Below are 16,663 nucleotides of genomic sequence, written 5' to 3'. Positions count from 1 at the left end.
ATATCAATTATTACAATAACGACAGGATAAGACTTAATCTAAAAGGAAAGAGTCCGGTACAGTACCGAACTCTTTCATATAATAATATTGTTTAATTTTGTCTAAACTTTTGGGTGCAGTCTAGACGAGCGGATTTTTATTTCCATATGGTATGTTTTCATTAATCTCCATCTGAGAACATCGAGTTCGCAAGAGAAGTTACAACGGACAATAGTATACTGAAGATAAATGCCCACCAGAAGCCATCTACAACCATGCTGTCTATGAAATAGTCTGCAATCAGGATGATTCCGGCATTGATCACCAAGGCAAAGAATCCTAAAGTAAGGATTGTTAACGGAAGGCCGAAAAGGCTTAAGATAGGTTTTACAAATATGTTAAGAACCCCAAGCACAATAGCAAAGATAATGGCTGAAGAAAATCCTTCAAAATGTACTCCCGGTAAAATTTTGGTTAAAAGATAAGCTACAATCGCTGTTACAAATAATCGGATAATTAAGTTCATTGAGTTATTTTTTAATATTTATGGGGTGTAAGGAGCAAAAGCCATTCCATTTTGGAATAAATAATTCTACCAAACCCTTTATTAAAGGAATATTTTATTATATATTTCCCTTTGTCAATTATTTTATTTTCATCATGGTCACTAATGAGGTCGCTACGTGACTTTCTGAATCAGAACCTTCAGTCTGAACATAAATTTCTGTCCTCACCACAACGATTTTGCCTCCACCTTTGATGACATAAGATTTCGACACCAGAGCATCTCCCATTGCAGGCCGAAGATAATTCACTTTCAGTTCAACGGTCACTACATAGCAGTCCTCAGGATAATGGCTCACGGCTGCGTATCCTGAAGAAACATCCACCAGAGAGGCTATCATTGCTCCATTGAACATTCCTGCCTTTCTAGTCATCATTTCCATTTTAGGAATTTTCATCGATATAAAGTCGGTATCTACTTCCAGCAGTTCAGCTTTGTAGAACTGTAAGGTTTCCGAACGGTTGAAGCTGTCTGTAATAAGTTTCTTTTTTTCTGGTGTCATGAAATTTGAATTTATCTGTAAATTTAAACATTCATTTAAACAGGTAAAGTCAAAAAAGCAAAAAATATCCGGCATGATAACGTTTTATATTTAGACGGTTTAAACTTTATTGTTTAAATTTAATTTACACGTTAAGACTATTAAGATAAGCTTTGTTTACCTCTTAAAATCAAAATGAAAATTTATTTAACTTTCAAATCATTGAAGCCAAAAACAAATTCCTTTCATTATGCTGAATGACTACAAAAAACATGAATTATTCGGAAAAACCCTGATCCAGAAAATTGATTTGAAAGCACCATTCAGATATGATTTTCCGGTTTCAGAGCAGGCCTGTTTTCTCTATGTTATTAACGGTGAATTTCATTATAAAACGGACGAGCAGGAGTTTGATATTTCTGCAAATTATTCTCTGTTTCTGAACTGTATCAGCTCTGGGAAACATATTCAGCATTCAAAATCTGAGGACAACTGTCAGATCGTCGTTGTTACTTTCTACCCGGATATTCTTAAAAAAATCTATGACAGAGAGCTTCCTTTATTGCTGCAAAAACCTGTCAATATCGTTTCAAACCAATCAAGCGAGAAAATAAGTAATGATTTTCTGATTCAAAAATATGTTGAAGGGCTCCTTTTTTATTTTGAAAATCCTTCACTCATTAATGAAGATATATTAATTCTTAAGCTAAAGGAGATCATGTTATTGCTGGCTCAGTCACAGAATGCGGATTCGGTTCAGTTGATTCTGTCACAGCTTTTCTCTCCTACCACTTATTCTTTTAAGCAGATCATTGAAGCCAATTTATTTTCACAGCTCACGATCGAACAGCTTGCAGAGCAGAGCAATCTCAGTGTATCATCTTTCAAAAGGGAATTTGCAAAACTCTATGATGATACCCCTGCCAACTATATCAGAAACAAAAAACTGGAAAAAGCCGCTGAGCTGTTGTTGATATCAGATGAACGGATTACCGATATTGCATTTGAATGCGGGTTTAATGATCTTGCCACTTTTACAAAAAACTTTAGCGATAAATATCATATTTCCCCATCTGCATATCGTCAGAAACACAGAAAATAGCAGGCTCTATTTTATGTGATTACAGAGCGTTCCTTTTTACAATAAGAGATGCCTTTTCTGTTGAACCAAACTCTCAAATACTTGAACTAAATCCCAAAATCATTCCGCCGTTTCCGTCGCAACTTTGTACCATCGGTTTCAGGGAACAGAAATACATCTGCTGCTGAAGCTGAATGTATCAATTTAAATACTATCAATATGAATCTATCAGGTTTAGGAATTTTTCATACCGTTATCGGTATCGCTGCCCTTATTGGGGGCATTACAGGTTTTATCAGATATGGTAAAATCAATCTGGCACAACGATCGGGAAAAGTCTATTTTTATGCCACTGCCATTACATCCCTTACTGCGTTGGGCATCTCAAAAAACGGAGGTTTCAACGCAGGACATGTATTCTCATTGTTTATCATTGCTTTAATCTCTGTTGCGTACTTTCTTTTCTCAAGAAAACAGGAAATCACGAAAGCCAGATATTTTGAGAATTTCTTGCTGTCATTCAGCTTTTTCCTCTCTTTAGTTCCTACCATTAATGAAACTTTCACAAGGGTTCCGATTGGGCATCCTTTGGCTAAAGATATCAAAGATCCCGTAATCGGGCAGACTCTTCTTATCATTTTCCTGCTCTTTATCATGGGATCTGTTTTTCAGTTTATGAAGCAGAAGAAAGAGAATCTTGAAATTTCATGATGATAAGGTATTCAAAAAATTGTAAAACCACCCGTCAAAATTCTCTGAATTTTTGCTACCCCTCCGGATGAGGGGAATTTTTACGTCTTCAGTTACTGTATTTGTGAACAGTATAAATATTGTGAAAGTATAGAAAACAAGGCGGGTTTCCTGCGGAATGACCAATACGAAGCTTCGTTTATCCGTACTGCTCGTCATTCCGTAGGAATCTCTCTATAGATTGGTTGAAAAACGCAGAGGTGCTAGAGTTTTTTTCTAAGCTATAGGGGTAGCGTATACAAAACGATCACGTTTGACTGGCAGTCAAAAGATCACGGGTCCGAATCCCGTATTCTCCACTCAATAATTCTGGTTAATTTATTTGTTCTGAATCACGGATAAGATATACAACTAGCTAAGTTGTACCTGAAAATCATCACTTAAAGTCAGGACACCTTCTGCGATGGCTTCCGGATGGGTGGTAAAGCCTTTTAATTTTGAAGTTTTTCCTTTTAAAACAAGGTCTAAAAGCTGTTTATCTGATAATTTTTTACCAAAGATTTCGAACGTAATTTTAAAGCCGCAGTTTTTGAAATCGGAGCATCCGACTGCGGTTTTTCCTTTGATCAGGTTGTGTTCCTTACATTTCGGACATTTCGTTTCTTCCCAGGACTGAAGTTCTTTTTTCTGTGCAGGTTCTCTTTTTTTCTTCTCTTTTACTTCTTCTTTTTGTTCTTCCTGAAGGGTGATCACTTTTCCTTTTCCGTATACCACTTTTTCAGTCAGTTCTGTCACCATCTGGATCAGTTCTTCTTTGAAAAGATTGGCTTCATACTCGCCTTTTTCAATTTTACGAAGTTTGGATTCCCATTCTCCGGTCAGTTCCGGGCTTTTTAACAGCTCATCTTCGATGGTATCGATCAGCTGGATGCCGGTTTGGGTAGCGATGAGGTTTTTCCTTTTCTTCTCAATGTATTTTCTTTTGAAAAGAGTTTCGATAATATTCGCACGGGTAGATGGTCTTCCGATACCATTATTCTTCAGCATCTCACGCAGCTCTTCATCTTCCACCTGTTTTCCCGCTGTTTCCATGGCTCTCAGCAGTGTTGCTTCGGTATAGGGTTTTGGAGGAGTGGTTTTTCCCTGATGGATCATCGGATCGTGAGGGCCTGTTTCTCCTACAATGAATTCAGGAATGGTCTGTTCTTCCTCTTTTTCTTTTTCCTTATCGGAGGTTTCTTCTTTCGGTTCTTTAGCGTAAACGGCTCTCCATCCTGCTTCAAGAACCTGTCTTCCGCTGGTTTTGAAAGGAATGGTTCCTACTTTTCCCTCCACCAATGTGTTTGAAATTTTACATTCCGGGTAAAATACAGCGATAAAACGTTTTGCAATCAGGTCATAGATCAGTTTTTCTTCCCTGCTCAGATTCTGAGAAGGCGGAATTTCCGTAGGAATGATCGCATGGTGATCGGTTACTTTGGTATCGTCGAAAACAGCTTTTGATTTTGGAATCGGAGCTTCCAGCAACGGGGCAATCAGATCCTGATAAGGATACATTTTCTGAAGAATGCCTGCTATTTTCGGATATAAACTGTCTGATAAATAAGTGGTATCAACACGCGGATAGGTTACGTGCTTCTTTTCATAAAGACTCTGCACATAATTCAATGTATTTTCTGCAGAGTATCCGTATTTTTTATTGGCTTCCACCTGAAGTCCGGTCAGATCAAAAAGCCGTGGATTTTTTTCTTTTCCTTCTTTAATTTCGAAAGAGACGATCTCAAATGGATTTACTTTAAGATATTCCAATCCTTTTTCTGCACGTTCCAAAGTCTTTAAACGATCAATCGCTGCACTGAAAAGAACATCTCGGTATTTGGTCTTCAGTTCCCAATATTCTTCAGTGGTAAAGGCATCAATTTCTTTCTGACGCTGCACAAGCATAGCTAGTGTGGGAGTCTGCACCCTTCCAATGGAAAGAACGGCTTTATTTCCTCCGAATTTCTTTGTAAAAAGCCTCGTAGCATTGATTCCTAATAACCAATCTCCTATGGCTCTTGCATTTCCCGCCAGATACAGATTCTTGTAATCTTCTGCAGGTTTTAAACTGGCAAAACCTTCTTTGATCGCATCTTCCGTCAGGGAAGAAATCCATAAACGCTGAACGGGTTTATTGCATTTTGCTTTCTGCAATACCCAACGCTGAATGAGCTCTCCCTCCTGCCCGGCATCCCCGCAGTTGATGACCTCATCACATTCTTCGACCAATTTTTCAATGACTTTAAACTGATTTTCGACGCCTTTATTCGGGATCAATTTGATTCCAAAACTGTTGGGAATAATGGGTAGTGAAAAAAGATTCCAGGATTTGAACTGTGGACCGTAATCATGAGGTTCTTTCAGGGTACAAAGATGCCCGAACGTCCATGTCACGCAATAGCCGTTTCCTTCCATATAGCCCTGTTTAGGCGTGGTAGCGCCCAATACTTTGGCGATATCTCTGGCAACACTGGGTTTCTCGGCAATACATAATTTCATGAACTCGGGTTTATTGAAGGAGTGCAAAAATCGGGATTTTTTTTGACATTGCAAATTGCTGTCTATAGTTACTTAATATCATTATTTCAATAATTAATTTTCACCCTTTTCCTGATAACTCATACTAATTCTTTAAAATACATTTTGGCTACTCCTTCTACGTAATTATTTTTTAATGATTTTACAATCTCTTCTTTAAGCTTTTTTGAATTTTTGAATTTTTCTATAAAATATTTTGTTCGTCCTCTTAAAATCCAATAAGAATTAAATTCTTTATAATCAAAATTATCTAAATCTGTTAACCAAATAAAATAAGCTTTCTCTCCTTTAAATATTTTATGTAATTGTGGCCTGATTTTTTGTATTAAATCTACTTTGAACTTGAAAGCAATATTAATAGCTTTCAATAAGTGAATATTTTCATATGATCTAAAATAAACTTTACTTTCATCAAAATTCGACATATCAGGAATGAGTGACAAAAAAGTATCAAACATTTCCATATCAAAATCAATGAGCTCATATAATACTGCTGTTTCAAATAAAAAGACATCAAAATTTTCATGTAATTTCTCAGTCAAAATTTTCTTTAAAGCCAATTTTGTATCATGATTTATTAATGTTAGAGAATAAACTAAATCATCAAAATATTCATGGCCCATTGCCAGTTGTGTAATTTCAGAAATATTAAATATATCTTTTATAAGTTGTTCAACTTCATCTGCTGAACATATTTTCACATACTTATCTAGTATATAGGTAAATCCTATTCCTTTATACTCCTTTAAAATAAATAAATCCAGTATTTTTTTAAGAGTTTTTTTATTTACATCTACCTTTTCAACAAAGAAATATAATCCATCATAAGGTATTAAATTAAGCTTTAAAAGCTTTTTAGAAGCTATTAAAATTTTTAAAATAAACTTTTCTTTTTCTTTATTTTCTATATCTATTATGCTTAAAATCATAACCAAATTATTAATTATTTTTTCTAACCTTAAAGGTTTAAAAATATCAATTTGGTCAGCAAGTTCATCATACGAAAATAAGAGGTTCTCTAATAATTCGTTTATTTTAAATAATACATTTTCATAAACCTTGAGATTAGATATTGCATATCTGTTGAAAAGATACTTTATAAACTCTTCATTAACATTAAAAATTAAAACCTTTATAGCATACCATTCAAATATTTCATATTTTTCAGAATTTGGATTTTTTAAAGAATAGAGAATAAATAAACTTTCTAAAACCTTTTTTGATATATCAATATATTCTTGGTAAGAGTTGAAAATTATAAAATTATGCTCTATATAAGAGTTAAATCTTAAAAAACTAGATTTTAGTTTATAATAAGAGTCAATTGACTGGCCTCCTCCATTACTATCTCTGTAATGTATTTTTTGGATTTCTAAAAAACAATTATTTATTTTATTTTCAACATCATCATAAAACTGAATTTCTTTAATGTTCTTATAAATATCTACAAAATGAGGTGCGTTTTTCTTAATGAATCTTTCATCATCATCAAATTCCAAATCATTTATTTTTTCAAGTATCTCATGTTTATCATCACCATAATAAGACGACTTAATAAAACCTCTAAGTTTAATTAAATTATATTTTGAAATTGTATAATTTATTGGGTTAATTGTTTTATTTGCATCATTATAAACTTCTAAAAAAATTTTACTTGATTTAATATAGTCACCCATTAAGTAATAAGTATAACCTTTTCTCATTAAATCTTGTTTAGAATCAGATTTATGATCTCTTAAAAGCTCCTTAGTTCTTACAAAATTAAGATTTTCTAAATTACATCGCTCACAATCACATTTAGATGAATCATATAATTTATGTATGCAAATTTGATTTTTACTATTACTTCCTGACCATCTTATGTGTGATATTTTATTATATTGAAAAAAATTAATAACCTCTCTTAATTTATCACTCTCATATTCTAAATTTTCTGAAGACTCTAACTTATTTCTATTTATAACAATTGAATCCATAAAATCAAAAAACTTTTCATTATCTGTGTAAAAACCCCAGTCATTAAAAAATGTTTTGTCACTTCCTTTAAAAGGATATAGTTGAGATATTACATTTGTTGGTAATACTTTTATTCCCTCAAATAGTTTTAAAGTATGCAAAATCTCATTTAGAATATTACTATCAGTAATTTTTGTTTTTGAATAATCAGCAGTAATATCTTTTTTAACAATTCTTTTTTTCCGTATCTGATTATACTTTGCATAGTCTATTTGTTTAAATAATCTTTCAAAAGTATTTTCGCCTAGTAAATTATCTGCGGGAATATAGATTTGTATAAAACTATGTCCTTCAGCCTTTTGTTCCAACATTCTTTCTGGTAGCATTGGATCATTTTGAATATCATACCAATAAATATTTTTATTATTTATATCACACAAAGTAAATAATAATCCTTCTTCCAACTCATTATAAAAATATTCAGCATGTCTCAATGATATTGTAAAAGGAATTTTCCCAAAATGTTCATGAGATTTTGTTTTAATTTTTTTTATTTCTTTATCCGTACCTTTATTTTGATTATAGAATAAAAATAAGTGCTTAGGTTCTTGTGAAATAGTATCATCTAGAACCTCAAAAAAATAATCTATACCCATATCTTCATCTGCAGTTGATGGATTCTCTCCTAATCTCATATTTTTATTTAAAAACAATCGCCTTAGCTGACTAGTAAGTAATCCATTCGCTTCTTTTCTGATATATCTATTGTCTTTTTTCATCGCTATTAAGTAATTTTATAAATATAACAAAAAGCCCCCTTATAAAAGGAGGCTAAATCAACAATAGTAATGAAACCAGTTCATTATTTCTTTTGAGCTTCTGAAATGGCATCGGCAATTCCTCCGCCTGCGGTTTCAAAGAAGGCAGGACCAGCCAGAAGGTATACTTTTTCTAATTTTTTTGTGGTGGATAGCTGATGCTCTTTCAGGTAATTTTCAGAACGGTTGGCATGTACGATTCCTCTTACTACATTTCCGGCTACCAAAGCCGTTGGAGAATCTATTCCGGCATCTTTCAGATCGCTGGCAAAGGCAAAATTGGTAACGCCTAGTCTCATGGCTTCGCGGGCTGCCACTTCACCTACGGAAGTCATTAAACCGGGTGTAAATTTGTTACGGTCACCTAAACCGATTAATAACAATTTCTTTGCAGACATCGTTCCTGCAGGTGGTGTTATTAAAATAGTTTCCAAAGAATGTCCCTGAAACTGCCCTGTTTTTCTGATATTGGTCAGTTCTCCTTTTAAAGCTTCATCCAAATGAACTAATCCATTTAGTTTTGCGGGTAAAGCCTGAGCATTAAAGATATCCCCTTCTGTATATTCAAAAACACAGGCTACCTGAAGCTGGGCATCAGCAGACGAGGGACCCTGTACCAGTCCAACCAAAGATATTCCGTCTACGGTTCCCCAGGTTTTGGAAGTTCCGATGGCAGTTGTTGTGGTCTGTGCAAAGCTCAGTGTAAAGAGCAGCAGTCCTGCGGTAATATATAGTTTTTTTAAGTTATTTTTCATGATTTTCTATTGTTTTTGATGTGGGTGTAAGTTTGCTTTTACATCATCTTAGAGCGTCATCGGCACTTCCATTAAAAGAATTTCCGTACCTTCTTTAAGGGGTTTGATATTGAGATCCTGAATATCCCATACCCCGAATCCATCACGTTCTTCCAAAGTCTCTCCTCCTATTTCCGCACTTCCCTTAAGAATGAAAGCATAGACTCCGTTTCCTTTTTTTCTGATCTGATACAATGTTTCTTTGCCCTGGTCAAAAGTTCCCAGATGAAACCATGCATCCTGATGAATCCACACACCTTCATCATCTGCATTGGGAGAAAGGATCTGTTGAAACTGATTGTGGCTTTTCGTTTTGTCTAAAGTAATCTGATCATATCTCGGTGTCACATTTCTCTTTTTCGGATAAATCCAGATCTGAAGAAATTTTACCAGCCTATCGCTGTTTTTATTGAACTCGCTGTGCATGATTCCGGTACCAGCACTCATTACCTGGATATCTCCGCTTCTGATCACTGCTGTATTTCCCATGCTGTCTTTGTGTTCAAGGTCGCCTTCCAAAGGAATGCTGATGATCTCCATATTGTCGTGAGGATGTGTTCCGAAACCTCTTCCCGCTTCCACTTTATCGTCATTCAGAACTCTCAGGACTCCGAAATGCATTCTTTCAGGATTATAATAATTGGCAAAACTGAAAGTATGGTTACTCAACAGCCATCCATGATCTGCTTTTCCTCTTGAGTCTGCTCTGTGGATCACAGAGTTTTCTTTTATTTTTGATTCTGTATTAGGGAGATGATTGTATCCGATCGGTTCTAATGGTTCGATCTCATCGATGTCATTTTTCATAGCACTTGCCAGAGAGCCTGATGCTACAAACATTCCTGTTCCCAATAATCCTTTCTTTAAAAAATCTTTTCTGTCCATATCAGATTGTTTTTTCGTTTTTGATGAGACAAATTTAGGGATACTGGAAATTCTGCACATTTAACTAGTTTAATAAATGACTTTGCAAAAAAAAATGCCGGATATTTTTGTATTCGGCATTGTAACTATAGTGGATTGCTGTTTTTTTGGAAAACACAAGTATGTTTTACTCTTAAACCTATTTAATTTTATAGATATTTTAAAGAGTAACTTTATTTAGATTCCTACGGAATGACAAGCTATACGGATAAACTAAAGCGTCTTATTTGTCATTCCGTAGGAATCCAGTCTTACAATTTCCTATTTAATCACGATCTTTACCCTATTCACAAATTCAACAAATAAGATGTAAAAAATTCCCTTCCTCCGGAGAGGCGGCGAAAATTCAAAGAATTTTTGACGGGGTGGTTTCAAAGGTAAAGTCATGGTAAATCTGCGGATAAAACATTTTTCAAAGATCTATTTCTCTTTTGAGGCAAGACGTTTTCTGATGGTGCTCACAAATTCTTTTGAAACACCAAGATAGGAAGCGATATAATATTGAGCCACTCTTTGCGGGATGGAAGGATATAATTTGATAAATTCGAGATATCTGTCTGATGCTGTTTTAGAAATGGTGTCTACCAATCTGCCTTGAAGGGTAGCCAGATTCCTTTGAACCAACATTCTGAAGACTCTTTCGAATTTTGGAACTTCCTGCAGTAATTTTTCTTTTGTTGCCGGGTTCAGCATGTAAATTTCAGAATCTTCAAGCGTTTCAATAAAAACTTTAGAAGGCTTCTGTTCCTGAAATGAAGCGATATCACTGATCCACCAGTCTTCAATAGCAAACAGAAGAGTCACTTCTGTACCATCATCATCCAGGCAATACATTCGCAAACATCCTTTCTGAATATACCCTTCAAACTGGCATACCTCGCCTTCTCTCAACAAAACTGTTTTCTTGGGAAATGACTGACAAATCAGCAAATCTGTAAAAATTTTCTCTTCTTCCGGAGTGATAGAGATGAACCGGGTAATATTTTTGATGATATTTTCAAACATAGCGCAGAGTTTACCCCTGCAAATTAGGAAAAAGACTGTAAACTTCGTTCTTTAAAAGTCCACTTCCTCCTCCATAATGGTCAATTACTTTCACATCTTTATCTAAACCGGCACAGAATATTTTTATATCTTTCTCAAAATCATCTTCCAAGCCGGAGCTCAAAAGGACGATATCTACCGTATTATTTTTTATATAGTCATAGCAGAAATCTTCATCACTTTGTATTTCTGCTGTCCAACCTTCATTATTCTCTATAATTCTTTTTAAAGTATCAAGAATCTCCTGATTCTTTCCAATCACTAAAAAATGTAATGTTTTCATTTTGTTTAAGGTTTAAAATTCAAAGTTCAAGGTTTAAAGTTTAAGGTTCAGGGTTTATGTTTATATTGTTTAGGTAAAAGGTAAAATGACGATTTAGATTCCTGCGGAATGACCTAGTGTGTGCATAAATAAAGTGCCTAGTTTGTCCATTCAGTAGAAACCTAAACACTTTTACTTCCAAATGCTCCCACTCAATAACCGAACCTCGAAACCTGCCTCCACCCCTAGTAAATCTCAAACCCTCCGACTCTCCAACTCAAACCCGCATTGCTCGTCATCCTACAAATGTCTGTTTCCCGTAATCTTCAGCTCATTCAGATCCAGCTGTGATTCAGCTTTTCTTATTTCATCATCACTGAAGAGTTTTTCGCGTTTCATTTTAAACAGTTCTTTTCTCTGCAGTGCAAATATATCCAGCATTACCTGATGATATTCTGCCATATCGTTCTGTCTGTTGGTACACATCTCAATGGAATTTAAATGATTCTGATGTGCCTTAATATCATTTTCCAGCGTTCTTTTCAAGTTGATCAGCAAAGTATTATTATTTAGCAATTCAGCATACTTTTTGTCAAGTTGGTCTGCGGCCAGTTTATCCAATCTGATCTGAATCCCTGCCTGCTGCTCGTGAGAAGGAAGAATAGGATCTATCTCCCTGATTTTGGTCAGTTTAATAATCAGAGGTAATGTCAATCCCTGGAACACCAGGGTCACAAAAATGACGACAAATGTGATAAAAATAATCAGGTTTCTCATGGGGAATTCTTCCTGGCTGTTCATCATGACCGGAATTGAGAGTGCTGTAGCCAGCGAAACCACTCCTCTCATCCCTGCCCACCCTATAATTAAAGGATTTTTCCATCCCGGACTTGGATCACGTCGGACCTTTTCGCTGAACCATCTCGGAAGATGGGCTACGGGATAGATCCACAACAAACGTACTGCAATAACGATCAGACTTATGATTAAACCATATTTTATTCCTTCCATTAATGAGGTTTCACCCAGTCCATTAATAATATCCGGAAGTTCAAGCCCTATCAATACAAAAACCAAAGCATTCATGACGAAGATCAGGGTATTCCAGACTCCCGTCATATTGATTCTTGTGGTTCCTGTTTTGAAAATTTCATGCGCACGGAAAGACATAAACAGCCCTCCGCTCACCACAGCCATTACTCCTGAAAAATGAAAATGCTCCGCAGAAAGAAACAGAATATAGGGAGTAATCACCGTAACAGCAGCATCAATCGCCGGTGTTGTAGGTAAAAAGCGGTGGATGGCATAGAAAATATGAGCCCCGGCAATTCCTACCACGACTCCCATTCCTGCTACCAGAAAAAACTGTCCTGTTGCTTCATGCATGGAAAAAGCACCTGTCATGACAGCAGCCAGTGCAAACCTGAAAACAATCAATGATGAAGCATCATTAATCAGGCTTTCCCCTTCCAGTATGGCGATGGTACGTTTGGGAACCTTCAGTCCTTTTAAAACGGTAGTCGCAGCAACCGCATCCGGCGGCGAAACAATTCCGCCCAATAAAAATCCTAATGCCAAAGTGAAGCCTGGAATCAGCATCTGTGAAGTATAGGCAACCACCAGGGAAGTCAGAAATACGAGACCAAAAGCCAGCAGGCTGATGGTGCGTTTCCATTTCCAGAAATCATTCCATGAGGTATACCAGGCCGCTTCATATAAAAGAGGCGGCAGGAAAATTAAAAATATAATATCCGGATCCAGTTTTAAAATGGGTACACCGGGAATCATACTGATCCCTAATCCGGCAAGCACCAGAAAAATAGGATAAGCAATTTTAATCCGTTGCGCCAGCATTACCAGCATCATAACGAGTAATAAAAGCCCCAGTATTAAAAGTAGTTGTTCATGCATTTCTCTGAAGGTTACAAATTTTAGCCAAAGCCAGTGAAATATACTTTTCAGGCGGGCTCAAACCCATTTCTATTGAAATTTAGTCTTTTAAATATAAATAAACAATGAAGTTCTTTCCTTTTTTTCGAGATTTTTCGTTCTGTGTCCTTTTCCGGCAGTATCTTCTACCAGAAGAATTTCACCCGTTAGGAATTTTCTTTTATCTCCCAGGGAGGTTTCTATTTCCACACCTCCATCCAAAAGGGCAATATATTGCTTCTGCGGTGCACAATGAAAATCGAAATCATAATCTGCCGATACTTTTCTGAACTGTAATTTTTTAACATCAATAGCTTCTGAAAGGAAACCGATATCTCCCTGATCAACAAGAGGAATTTCTATCTCCTCAAAATGAGTTTCACCTCTTTCATCACTAAAAATACGTGTGATATTCATTGTGTCTGATTTAGAATAAGATTTTTTTAAATTCAATTAAAGTTAACCGCGAAAGTCGCAAAACTATTATCCGGTATTTTAAACGCAGTTAATAAGATCTTTGCGGCTTTTGCTGTTAAAGTACTTATTTAAATAGTATTGAGTTAGTCAATTCAATTTCCTCTGTATTGATGGAATGTCCGAAATTGGCATATACTTTTTCGGTTACCTCAGCATTCATTTCTCTTAAAATATTTGCGGTAGCATATACTCTTTCTACAGGAACATGAAAATCAGGGTTGCTGGTTCCCAGGAAAACAGGAGTTCCGGCAAAGTCACCTTTATAATTTTCACGATTGATCTTATCTCCTATCACTCCTCCGATAATAGCTGCTGCTCCTCCAAACTTCTGAGCATTGCGGGCCAGAAACTCAAGGGTAAGACAGGCTCCCTGTGAAAACCCGAAAAAGTATATATTTTCTGGTTTAATTCCTGCATCCACCGCTGCTTTTACTGTTTCGCCAACCATTTCCAGAGCTGATGAAAGCCAGGGCTCATTTTGTTCTGCCGGTGCCATAAATGAATAGGGATACCACGTATGATTCAAAGCTTGTGGTGCCAGCAGTGCATAATCTTTCACGTTCAAATGCTGGGATAAACTTAAAATATCCTGAGCAGTTCCTCCACGTCCATGAATCATGATCAAGGCTTTTTCTGCCTGATTCAATGGTATTCCTGCTGTTTTTATATTGATAATATGACTCATTATTTTTATCTGAATTTTTCTGTTGGATAATCGACTACAGGAAGAACTTCTGTAAGACGTTCTCTTCTTTTTTCAAATTGCTGCGGTAACATCAGATCCTGTCCTAAAAACTCTGCTTCTTCATCGACATCGAATCCAGGGCCTGAAGTGGCAATTTCAAACAATACACCTCCCGGCTCTTTAAAATAGACAGAGGTAAAATATTTTCTGTCCTTCACTTCTGTATGTTCCAATCCGTATGCATTTAATCTCTTTACCATTTCAAGCTGAGATGCCGCATCCGGAGTAGCAAAAGCCACGTGGTGAACGGTTCCTCTTCCTGCCAATCCTTTTAAGGCATTAGGAGTGGAAAGCAGATCTACATATTTCCCCGGCATATTTTCTGTTCCCAGTCTCAGTCTGTCAGGGCTTTCTTTGATCACTTTATGATCCATCTGTGTCGTAAGCAGAGCAGCCGTTCTTTCATAGGCATCCTGCCAGATTTCTACATGATGAATTCCCCTGATCGCGTAATCTTTAGGAATATAACCATTATAATATCCTTTTCTTTCATCCTTATTATTAAAAACCAATTCCAGTCCCAGCCCGTCAAAATCTTCAAGATAAATAAAAACTTCATCTGAAAATCTTTGCTGTGGCTGCTTAAAAGGAATATTAAACTGCTCCAGACGGTTCATCCAATAATCCAGAGCATCTATGGAAACGGAAAAAGCTGTGGTATTGAGCATTCCTTTACCATGCCTACCATTGATCAGATCTTTACCATACGGAAAAGTAGTCATAATTGTTCCCGGTGTTCCGTATTCGTCACCAAAATAAAAATGATAAACATCTGAGTAATCGAAATTGACTGTTTTTTTGACTAAACGAAGTCCTAATACTCCTGTGTAAAAGTCTATATTTTCCTGTGCATTGCCGGTAATTGCCGTAACATGATGCAGTCCTGTGATAAGGTTCATAGTATTGATAATTATTAAATGGTTATTATGATGGGATTCGAGATTCGGGGATTCGGGTTGATAAGGTCGAGACTCTCAAACCATCTTACTCTCAAACTCAAACTCGAATCCCGAAACCCGACTCTCAAACTCATTACAGTTCATCCTTCAGCCAGACATCATTATATTCTTCCGGATGGCGTTTGAACTGAGCGTGAACATACGGACACAGCGGCAGAATCTTTAAATCATTATCTCTTGCATAAGACACCAGCCTCTCCAATAAAATTTTGGCAAAGCCTTTTCCTTCATATTCCGGATCCACTTCGGTATGATAAACAGTCAGCTTTTGTCCAATGACTGAAATATCCATTTTACCTGCTTTATGATCGTCTGAGAAGAGCTGGATTTCTCCTTTTCTTACTTCTAACACTACTTCTGTTCTTTCCATTTTGTTTGTTTTTAATTCTTAATTCAAAATTAGCATCTTTATCAGAGCCTGCCGATGATCTATGATAATTTCGGAAGCACCCCTTCTATTTTCTCGCGTATTCCCTCGTATTGTACAGGAAGCTTCAGGTTGGTTCCCAGTTCATTCAGAGGTTCATCCACTGTGAATCCCGGATTATCAGTAGCGATTTCAAATAAAACACCACCCGGTTCACGGAAATACAGTGAATAGAAATAATCCCTGTTGATTTTCGGAGTGATGCTCAATCCCGCAGATAAAGCCTTTTCACGATACTCCATCAGAACATTATCATCTTTTACTCTGAATGCAATGTGGTGATTGGTTCCGGCAGCATTTCTTCCTGCAGAAATGGTATCGTTTTCAATAATATCTACCAGATTAGCGGTATCAATGGCATCAGTAGCCAATCTGTATCTTCCCCCCTCCTGTTTTTTAAGATCATATCCTAAAATATCAGTCAGAACTTTGATCGTAGGATCTGCTTTTTTTAGGGTTAAAGTAACATTGTGAAATCCTTTCAGTGCATTTTCTTCCTTAATATCATCAGTTGTCCATACTTTTCTGTTATCATCACCCGAAGGTTCTATAAACTGCAATTGAAGTCCGTCCGGATCCGTAAAAGAGATCATCTTTTCACCAAATACTTCGCCTTCTTCTACATTGACATTAAAATCCTGCAAACGGCTTTTCCAGAATTCAAGACTTCCTTTAGGCACAGAATAACCGATATGGGTAGCCATTCCGCTTCCATTGGTTCCCTTACCGATTCCTTCCCATGGAAAGAAAGTAAGAATGGTTCCCGGAGTTCCGTTTTCATTTCCGAAATAGAAATGATATGTTCCCGGATCATCGAAATTTACTGTTTTCTTTACCAGTCTTACTCCTAAAACTTTTGTATAAAAATCTAAATTTCTTTTCGCATTGTCTGCTATTGCTGTAATATGATGCAGACCTAATATTCTATTGTCCATGTCTTTTAATTTTGATGCTA

The 16,663-nt window shown here is 36.2% G+C and carries 17 protein-coding genes; 3 read left to right on the top strand and 14 right to left on the bottom strand.

What is annotated here, in order from left to right:
• The first annotated feature begins 2 nt into the window (after positions 1 to 2).
• On the top strand, positions 3 to 95 hold the full coding sequence (locus CRS_RS24800; protein ID WP_373995763.1) for an IS3 family transposase: 93 nt from the start codon (positions 3 to 5) through the stop codon (positions 93 to 95).
• Positions 96 to 160: 65 nt separating this feature from the next.
• Here the strand turns inward: CRS_RS24800 and CRS_RS07195 are convergent, their stop codons facing one another.
• Both CRS_RS07195 and CRS_RS07190 read right to left on the bottom strand, forming a co-directional pair.
• Positions 161 to 505, bottom strand: coding sequence for a phage holin family protein (locus CRS_RS07195; RefSeq protein WP_142723386.1), 345 nt, complete (start codon positions 503 to 505; stop codon positions 161 to 163).
• Positions 506 to 623: 118 nt separating this feature from the next.
• A complete protein-coding gene (locus CRS_RS07190; RefSeq protein WP_142723385.1) occupies positions 624 to 1,046 on the bottom strand; it encodes a PaaI family thioesterase in 423 nt (140 codons plus the stop codon).
• 229 nt (positions 1,047 to 1,275) lie between these two features.
• Here CRS_RS07190 and CRS_RS07185 point away from each other — a divergent pair, with 229 nt between their 5' ends.
• Together CRS_RS07185 and CRS_RS07180 are read left to right on the top strand one after the other, a co-directional pair.
• Positions 1,276 to 2,127: an AraC family transcriptional regulator gene (locus CRS_RS07185; protein ID WP_142723384.1), complete on the top strand. Its 852-nt coding sequence runs from the start codon at positions 1,276 to 1,278 to the stop codon at positions 2,125 to 2,127.
• A gap of 198 nt (positions 2,128 to 2,325) precedes the next feature.
• The gene (locus CRS_RS07180; protein WP_142723383.1) at positions 2,326 to 2,817 is read left to right on the top strand and encodes a hypothetical protein; all 492 of its coding nucleotides are present in this window, start codon (positions 2,326 to 2,328) and stop codon (positions 2,815 to 2,817) included.
• A gap of 390 nt (positions 2,818 to 3,207) precedes the next feature.
• Here CRS_RS07180 and CRS_RS07175 read toward each other — a convergent pair whose 3' ends face one another.
• The 12 genes from CRS_RS07175 to CRS_RS07120 all read right to left on the bottom strand — a co-directional run bounded on the left by CRS_RS07175 (position 3,208) and on the right by CRS_RS07120 (position 16,643).
• Positions 3,208 to 5,334, bottom strand: a complete 2,127-nt coding sequence (locus CRS_RS07175) for a type IA DNA topoisomerase (RefSeq protein WP_142723382.1) — start codon at positions 5,332 to 5,334, stop codon at positions 3,208 to 3,210.
• A gap of 119 nt (positions 5,335 to 5,453) precedes the next feature.
• Complete coding sequence (locus CRS_RS07170) at positions 5,454 to 8,108, bottom strand: DUF4365 domain-containing protein (protein ID WP_142723381.1); 2,655 nt, start codon at positions 8,106 to 8,108, stop codon at positions 5,454 to 5,456.
• Between the two features lie 83 nt (positions 8,109 to 8,191).
• Entirely contained in the window at positions 8,192 to 8,902 is a 711-nt protein-coding gene (locus CRS_RS07165) for a M17 family peptidase N-terminal domain-containing protein (protein WP_142723380.1), read from the bottom strand.
• A 48-nt stretch (positions 8,903 to 8,950) separates the two neighbouring features.
• A complete protein-coding gene (locus tag CRS_RS07160) occupies positions 8,951 to 9,826 on the bottom strand; it encodes a pirin family protein (protein WP_142723379.1) in 876 nt (291 codons plus the stop codon).
• 459 nt (positions 9,827 to 10,285) lie between these two features.
• A complete protein-coding gene (locus CRS_RS07155) occupies positions 10,286 to 10,870 on the bottom strand; it encodes a Crp/Fnr family transcriptional regulator (protein ID WP_142723378.1) in 585 nt (194 codons plus the stop codon).
• A gap of 10 nt (positions 10,871 to 10,880) precedes the next feature.
• On the bottom strand, positions 10,881 to 11,192 hold the full coding sequence (locus CRS_RS07150) for a hypothetical protein (RefSeq protein ID WP_142723377.1): 312 nt from the start codon (positions 11,190 to 11,192) through the stop codon (positions 10,881 to 10,883).
• A gap of 279 nt (positions 11,193 to 11,471) precedes the next feature.
• Positions 11,472 to 13,082: a Na+/H+ antiporter gene (locus CRS_RS07145; protein WP_142723376.1), complete on the bottom strand. Its 1,611-nt coding sequence runs from the start codon at positions 13,080 to 13,082 to the stop codon at positions 11,472 to 11,474.
• Between the two features lie 87 nt (positions 13,083 to 13,169).
• Complete coding sequence (locus CRS_RS07140) at positions 13,170 to 13,517, bottom strand: hypothetical protein (RefSeq protein ID WP_142723375.1); 348 nt, start codon at positions 13,515 to 13,517, stop codon at positions 13,170 to 13,172.
• A 124-nt stretch (positions 13,518 to 13,641) separates the two neighbouring features.
• Positions 13,642 to 14,262 carry an alpha/beta hydrolase gene (locus tag CRS_RS07135; protein WP_142723374.1) on the bottom strand — a complete coding sequence of 207 codons (621 nt, stop codon included), beginning with the start codon at positions 14,260 to 14,262 and terminating at the stop codon, positions 13,642 to 13,644.
• 5 nt (positions 14,263 to 14,267) lie between these two features.
• Positions 14,268 to 15,221 (bottom strand): VOC family protein, encoded by a 954-nt coding sequence (locus CRS_RS07130; protein WP_142723373.1) that lies wholly within the window; start codon positions 15,219 to 15,221, stop codon positions 14,268 to 14,270.
• Between the two features lie 133 nt (positions 15,222 to 15,354).
• A complete protein-coding gene (locus CRS_RS07125; protein ID WP_142723372.1) occupies positions 15,355 to 15,651 on the bottom strand; it encodes a GNAT family N-acetyltransferase in 297 nt (98 codons plus the stop codon).
• Between the two features lie 59 nt (positions 15,652 to 15,710).
• The gene (locus CRS_RS07120) at positions 15,711 to 16,643 is read right to left on the bottom strand and encodes a ring-cleaving dioxygenase (protein WP_172617018.1); all 933 of its coding nucleotides are present in this window, start codon (positions 16,641 to 16,643) and stop codon (positions 15,711 to 15,713) included.
• Positions 16,644 to 16,663: the final 20 nt, after the last annotated feature.

The organism is Chryseobacterium sp. ON_d1 (assembly GCF_006829085.1).
Taxonomy (GTDB): Bacteria; Bacteroidota; Bacteroidia; order Flavobacteriales; family Weeksellaceae; genus Chryseobacterium.
Note: the sequence above shows the minus strand (reverse complement) of the source record. Positions and strands in the feature narration are given on the sequence as shown.

What these genes read in the sequence shown, in the direction of transcription:
- CRS_RS07170 (WP_142723381.1), bottom strand. Translation starts at nt 8,108, where the DNA reads ATGAAAAAAGACAATAGATATATCAGAAAAGAAGCGAATGGATTACTT.
- CRS_RS07130 (WP_142723373.1), bottom strand. Translation starts at nt 15,221, where the DNA reads ATGAACCTTATCACAGGACTGCATCATGTTACGGCAATTACCGGCAAT.
- CRS_RS07135 (WP_142723374.1), bottom strand. Translation starts at nt 14,262, where the DNA reads ATGAGTCATATTATCAATATAAAAACAGCAGGAATACCATTGAATCAG.
- CRS_RS07160 (WP_142723379.1), bottom strand. Translation starts at nt 9,826, where the DNA reads ATGGACAGAAAAGATTTTTTAAAGAAAGGATTATTGGGAACAGGAATG.
- CRS_RS07185 (WP_142723384.1), top strand. Translation starts at nt 1,276, where the DNA reads ATGCTGAATGACTACAAAAAACATGAATTATTCGGAAAAACCCTGATC.
- CRS_RS07120 (WP_172617018.1), bottom strand. Translation starts at nt 16,643, where the DNA reads ATGGACAATAGAATATTAGGTCTGCATCATATTACAGCAATAGCAGAC.
- CRS_RS07145 (WP_142723376.1), bottom strand. Translation starts at nt 13,082, where the DNA reads ATGCATGAACAACTACTTTTAATACTGGGGCTTTTATTACTCGTTATG.
- CRS_RS07150 (WP_142723377.1), bottom strand. Translation starts at nt 11,192, where the DNA reads ATGAAAACATTACATTTTTTAGTGATTGGAAAGAATCAGGAGATTCTT.
- CRS_RS07190 (WP_142723385.1), bottom strand. Translation starts at nt 1,046, where the DNA reads ATGACACCAGAAAAAAAGAAACTTATTACAGACAGCTTCAACCGTTCG.
- CRS_RS07195 (WP_142723386.1), bottom strand. Translation starts at nt 505, where the DNA reads ATGAACTTAATTATCCGATTATTTGTAACAGCGATTGTAGCTTATCTT.
- CRS_RS07175 (WP_142723382.1), bottom strand. Translation starts at nt 5,334, where the DNA reads ATGAAATTATGTATTGCCGAGAAACCCAGTGTTGCCAGAGATATCGCC.
- CRS_RS07125 (WP_142723372.1), bottom strand. Translation starts at nt 15,651, where the DNA reads ATGGAAAGAACAGAAGTAGTGTTAGAAGTAAGAAAAGGAGAAATCCAG.
- CRS_RS07165 (WP_142723380.1), bottom strand. Translation starts at nt 8,902, where the DNA reads ATGAAAAATAACTTAAAAAAACTATATATTACCGCAGGACTGCTGCTC.
- CRS_RS07180 (WP_142723383.1), top strand. Translation starts at nt 2,326, where the DNA reads ATGAATCTATCAGGTTTAGGAATTTTTCATACCGTTATCGGTATCGCT.
- CRS_RS07155 (WP_142723378.1), bottom strand. Translation starts at nt 10,870, where the DNA reads ATGTTTGAAAATATCATCAAAAATATTACCCGGTTCATCTCTATCACT.
- CRS_RS07140 (WP_142723375.1), bottom strand. Translation starts at nt 13,517, where the DNA reads ATGAATATCACACGTATTTTTAGTGATGAAAGAGGTGAAACTCATTTT.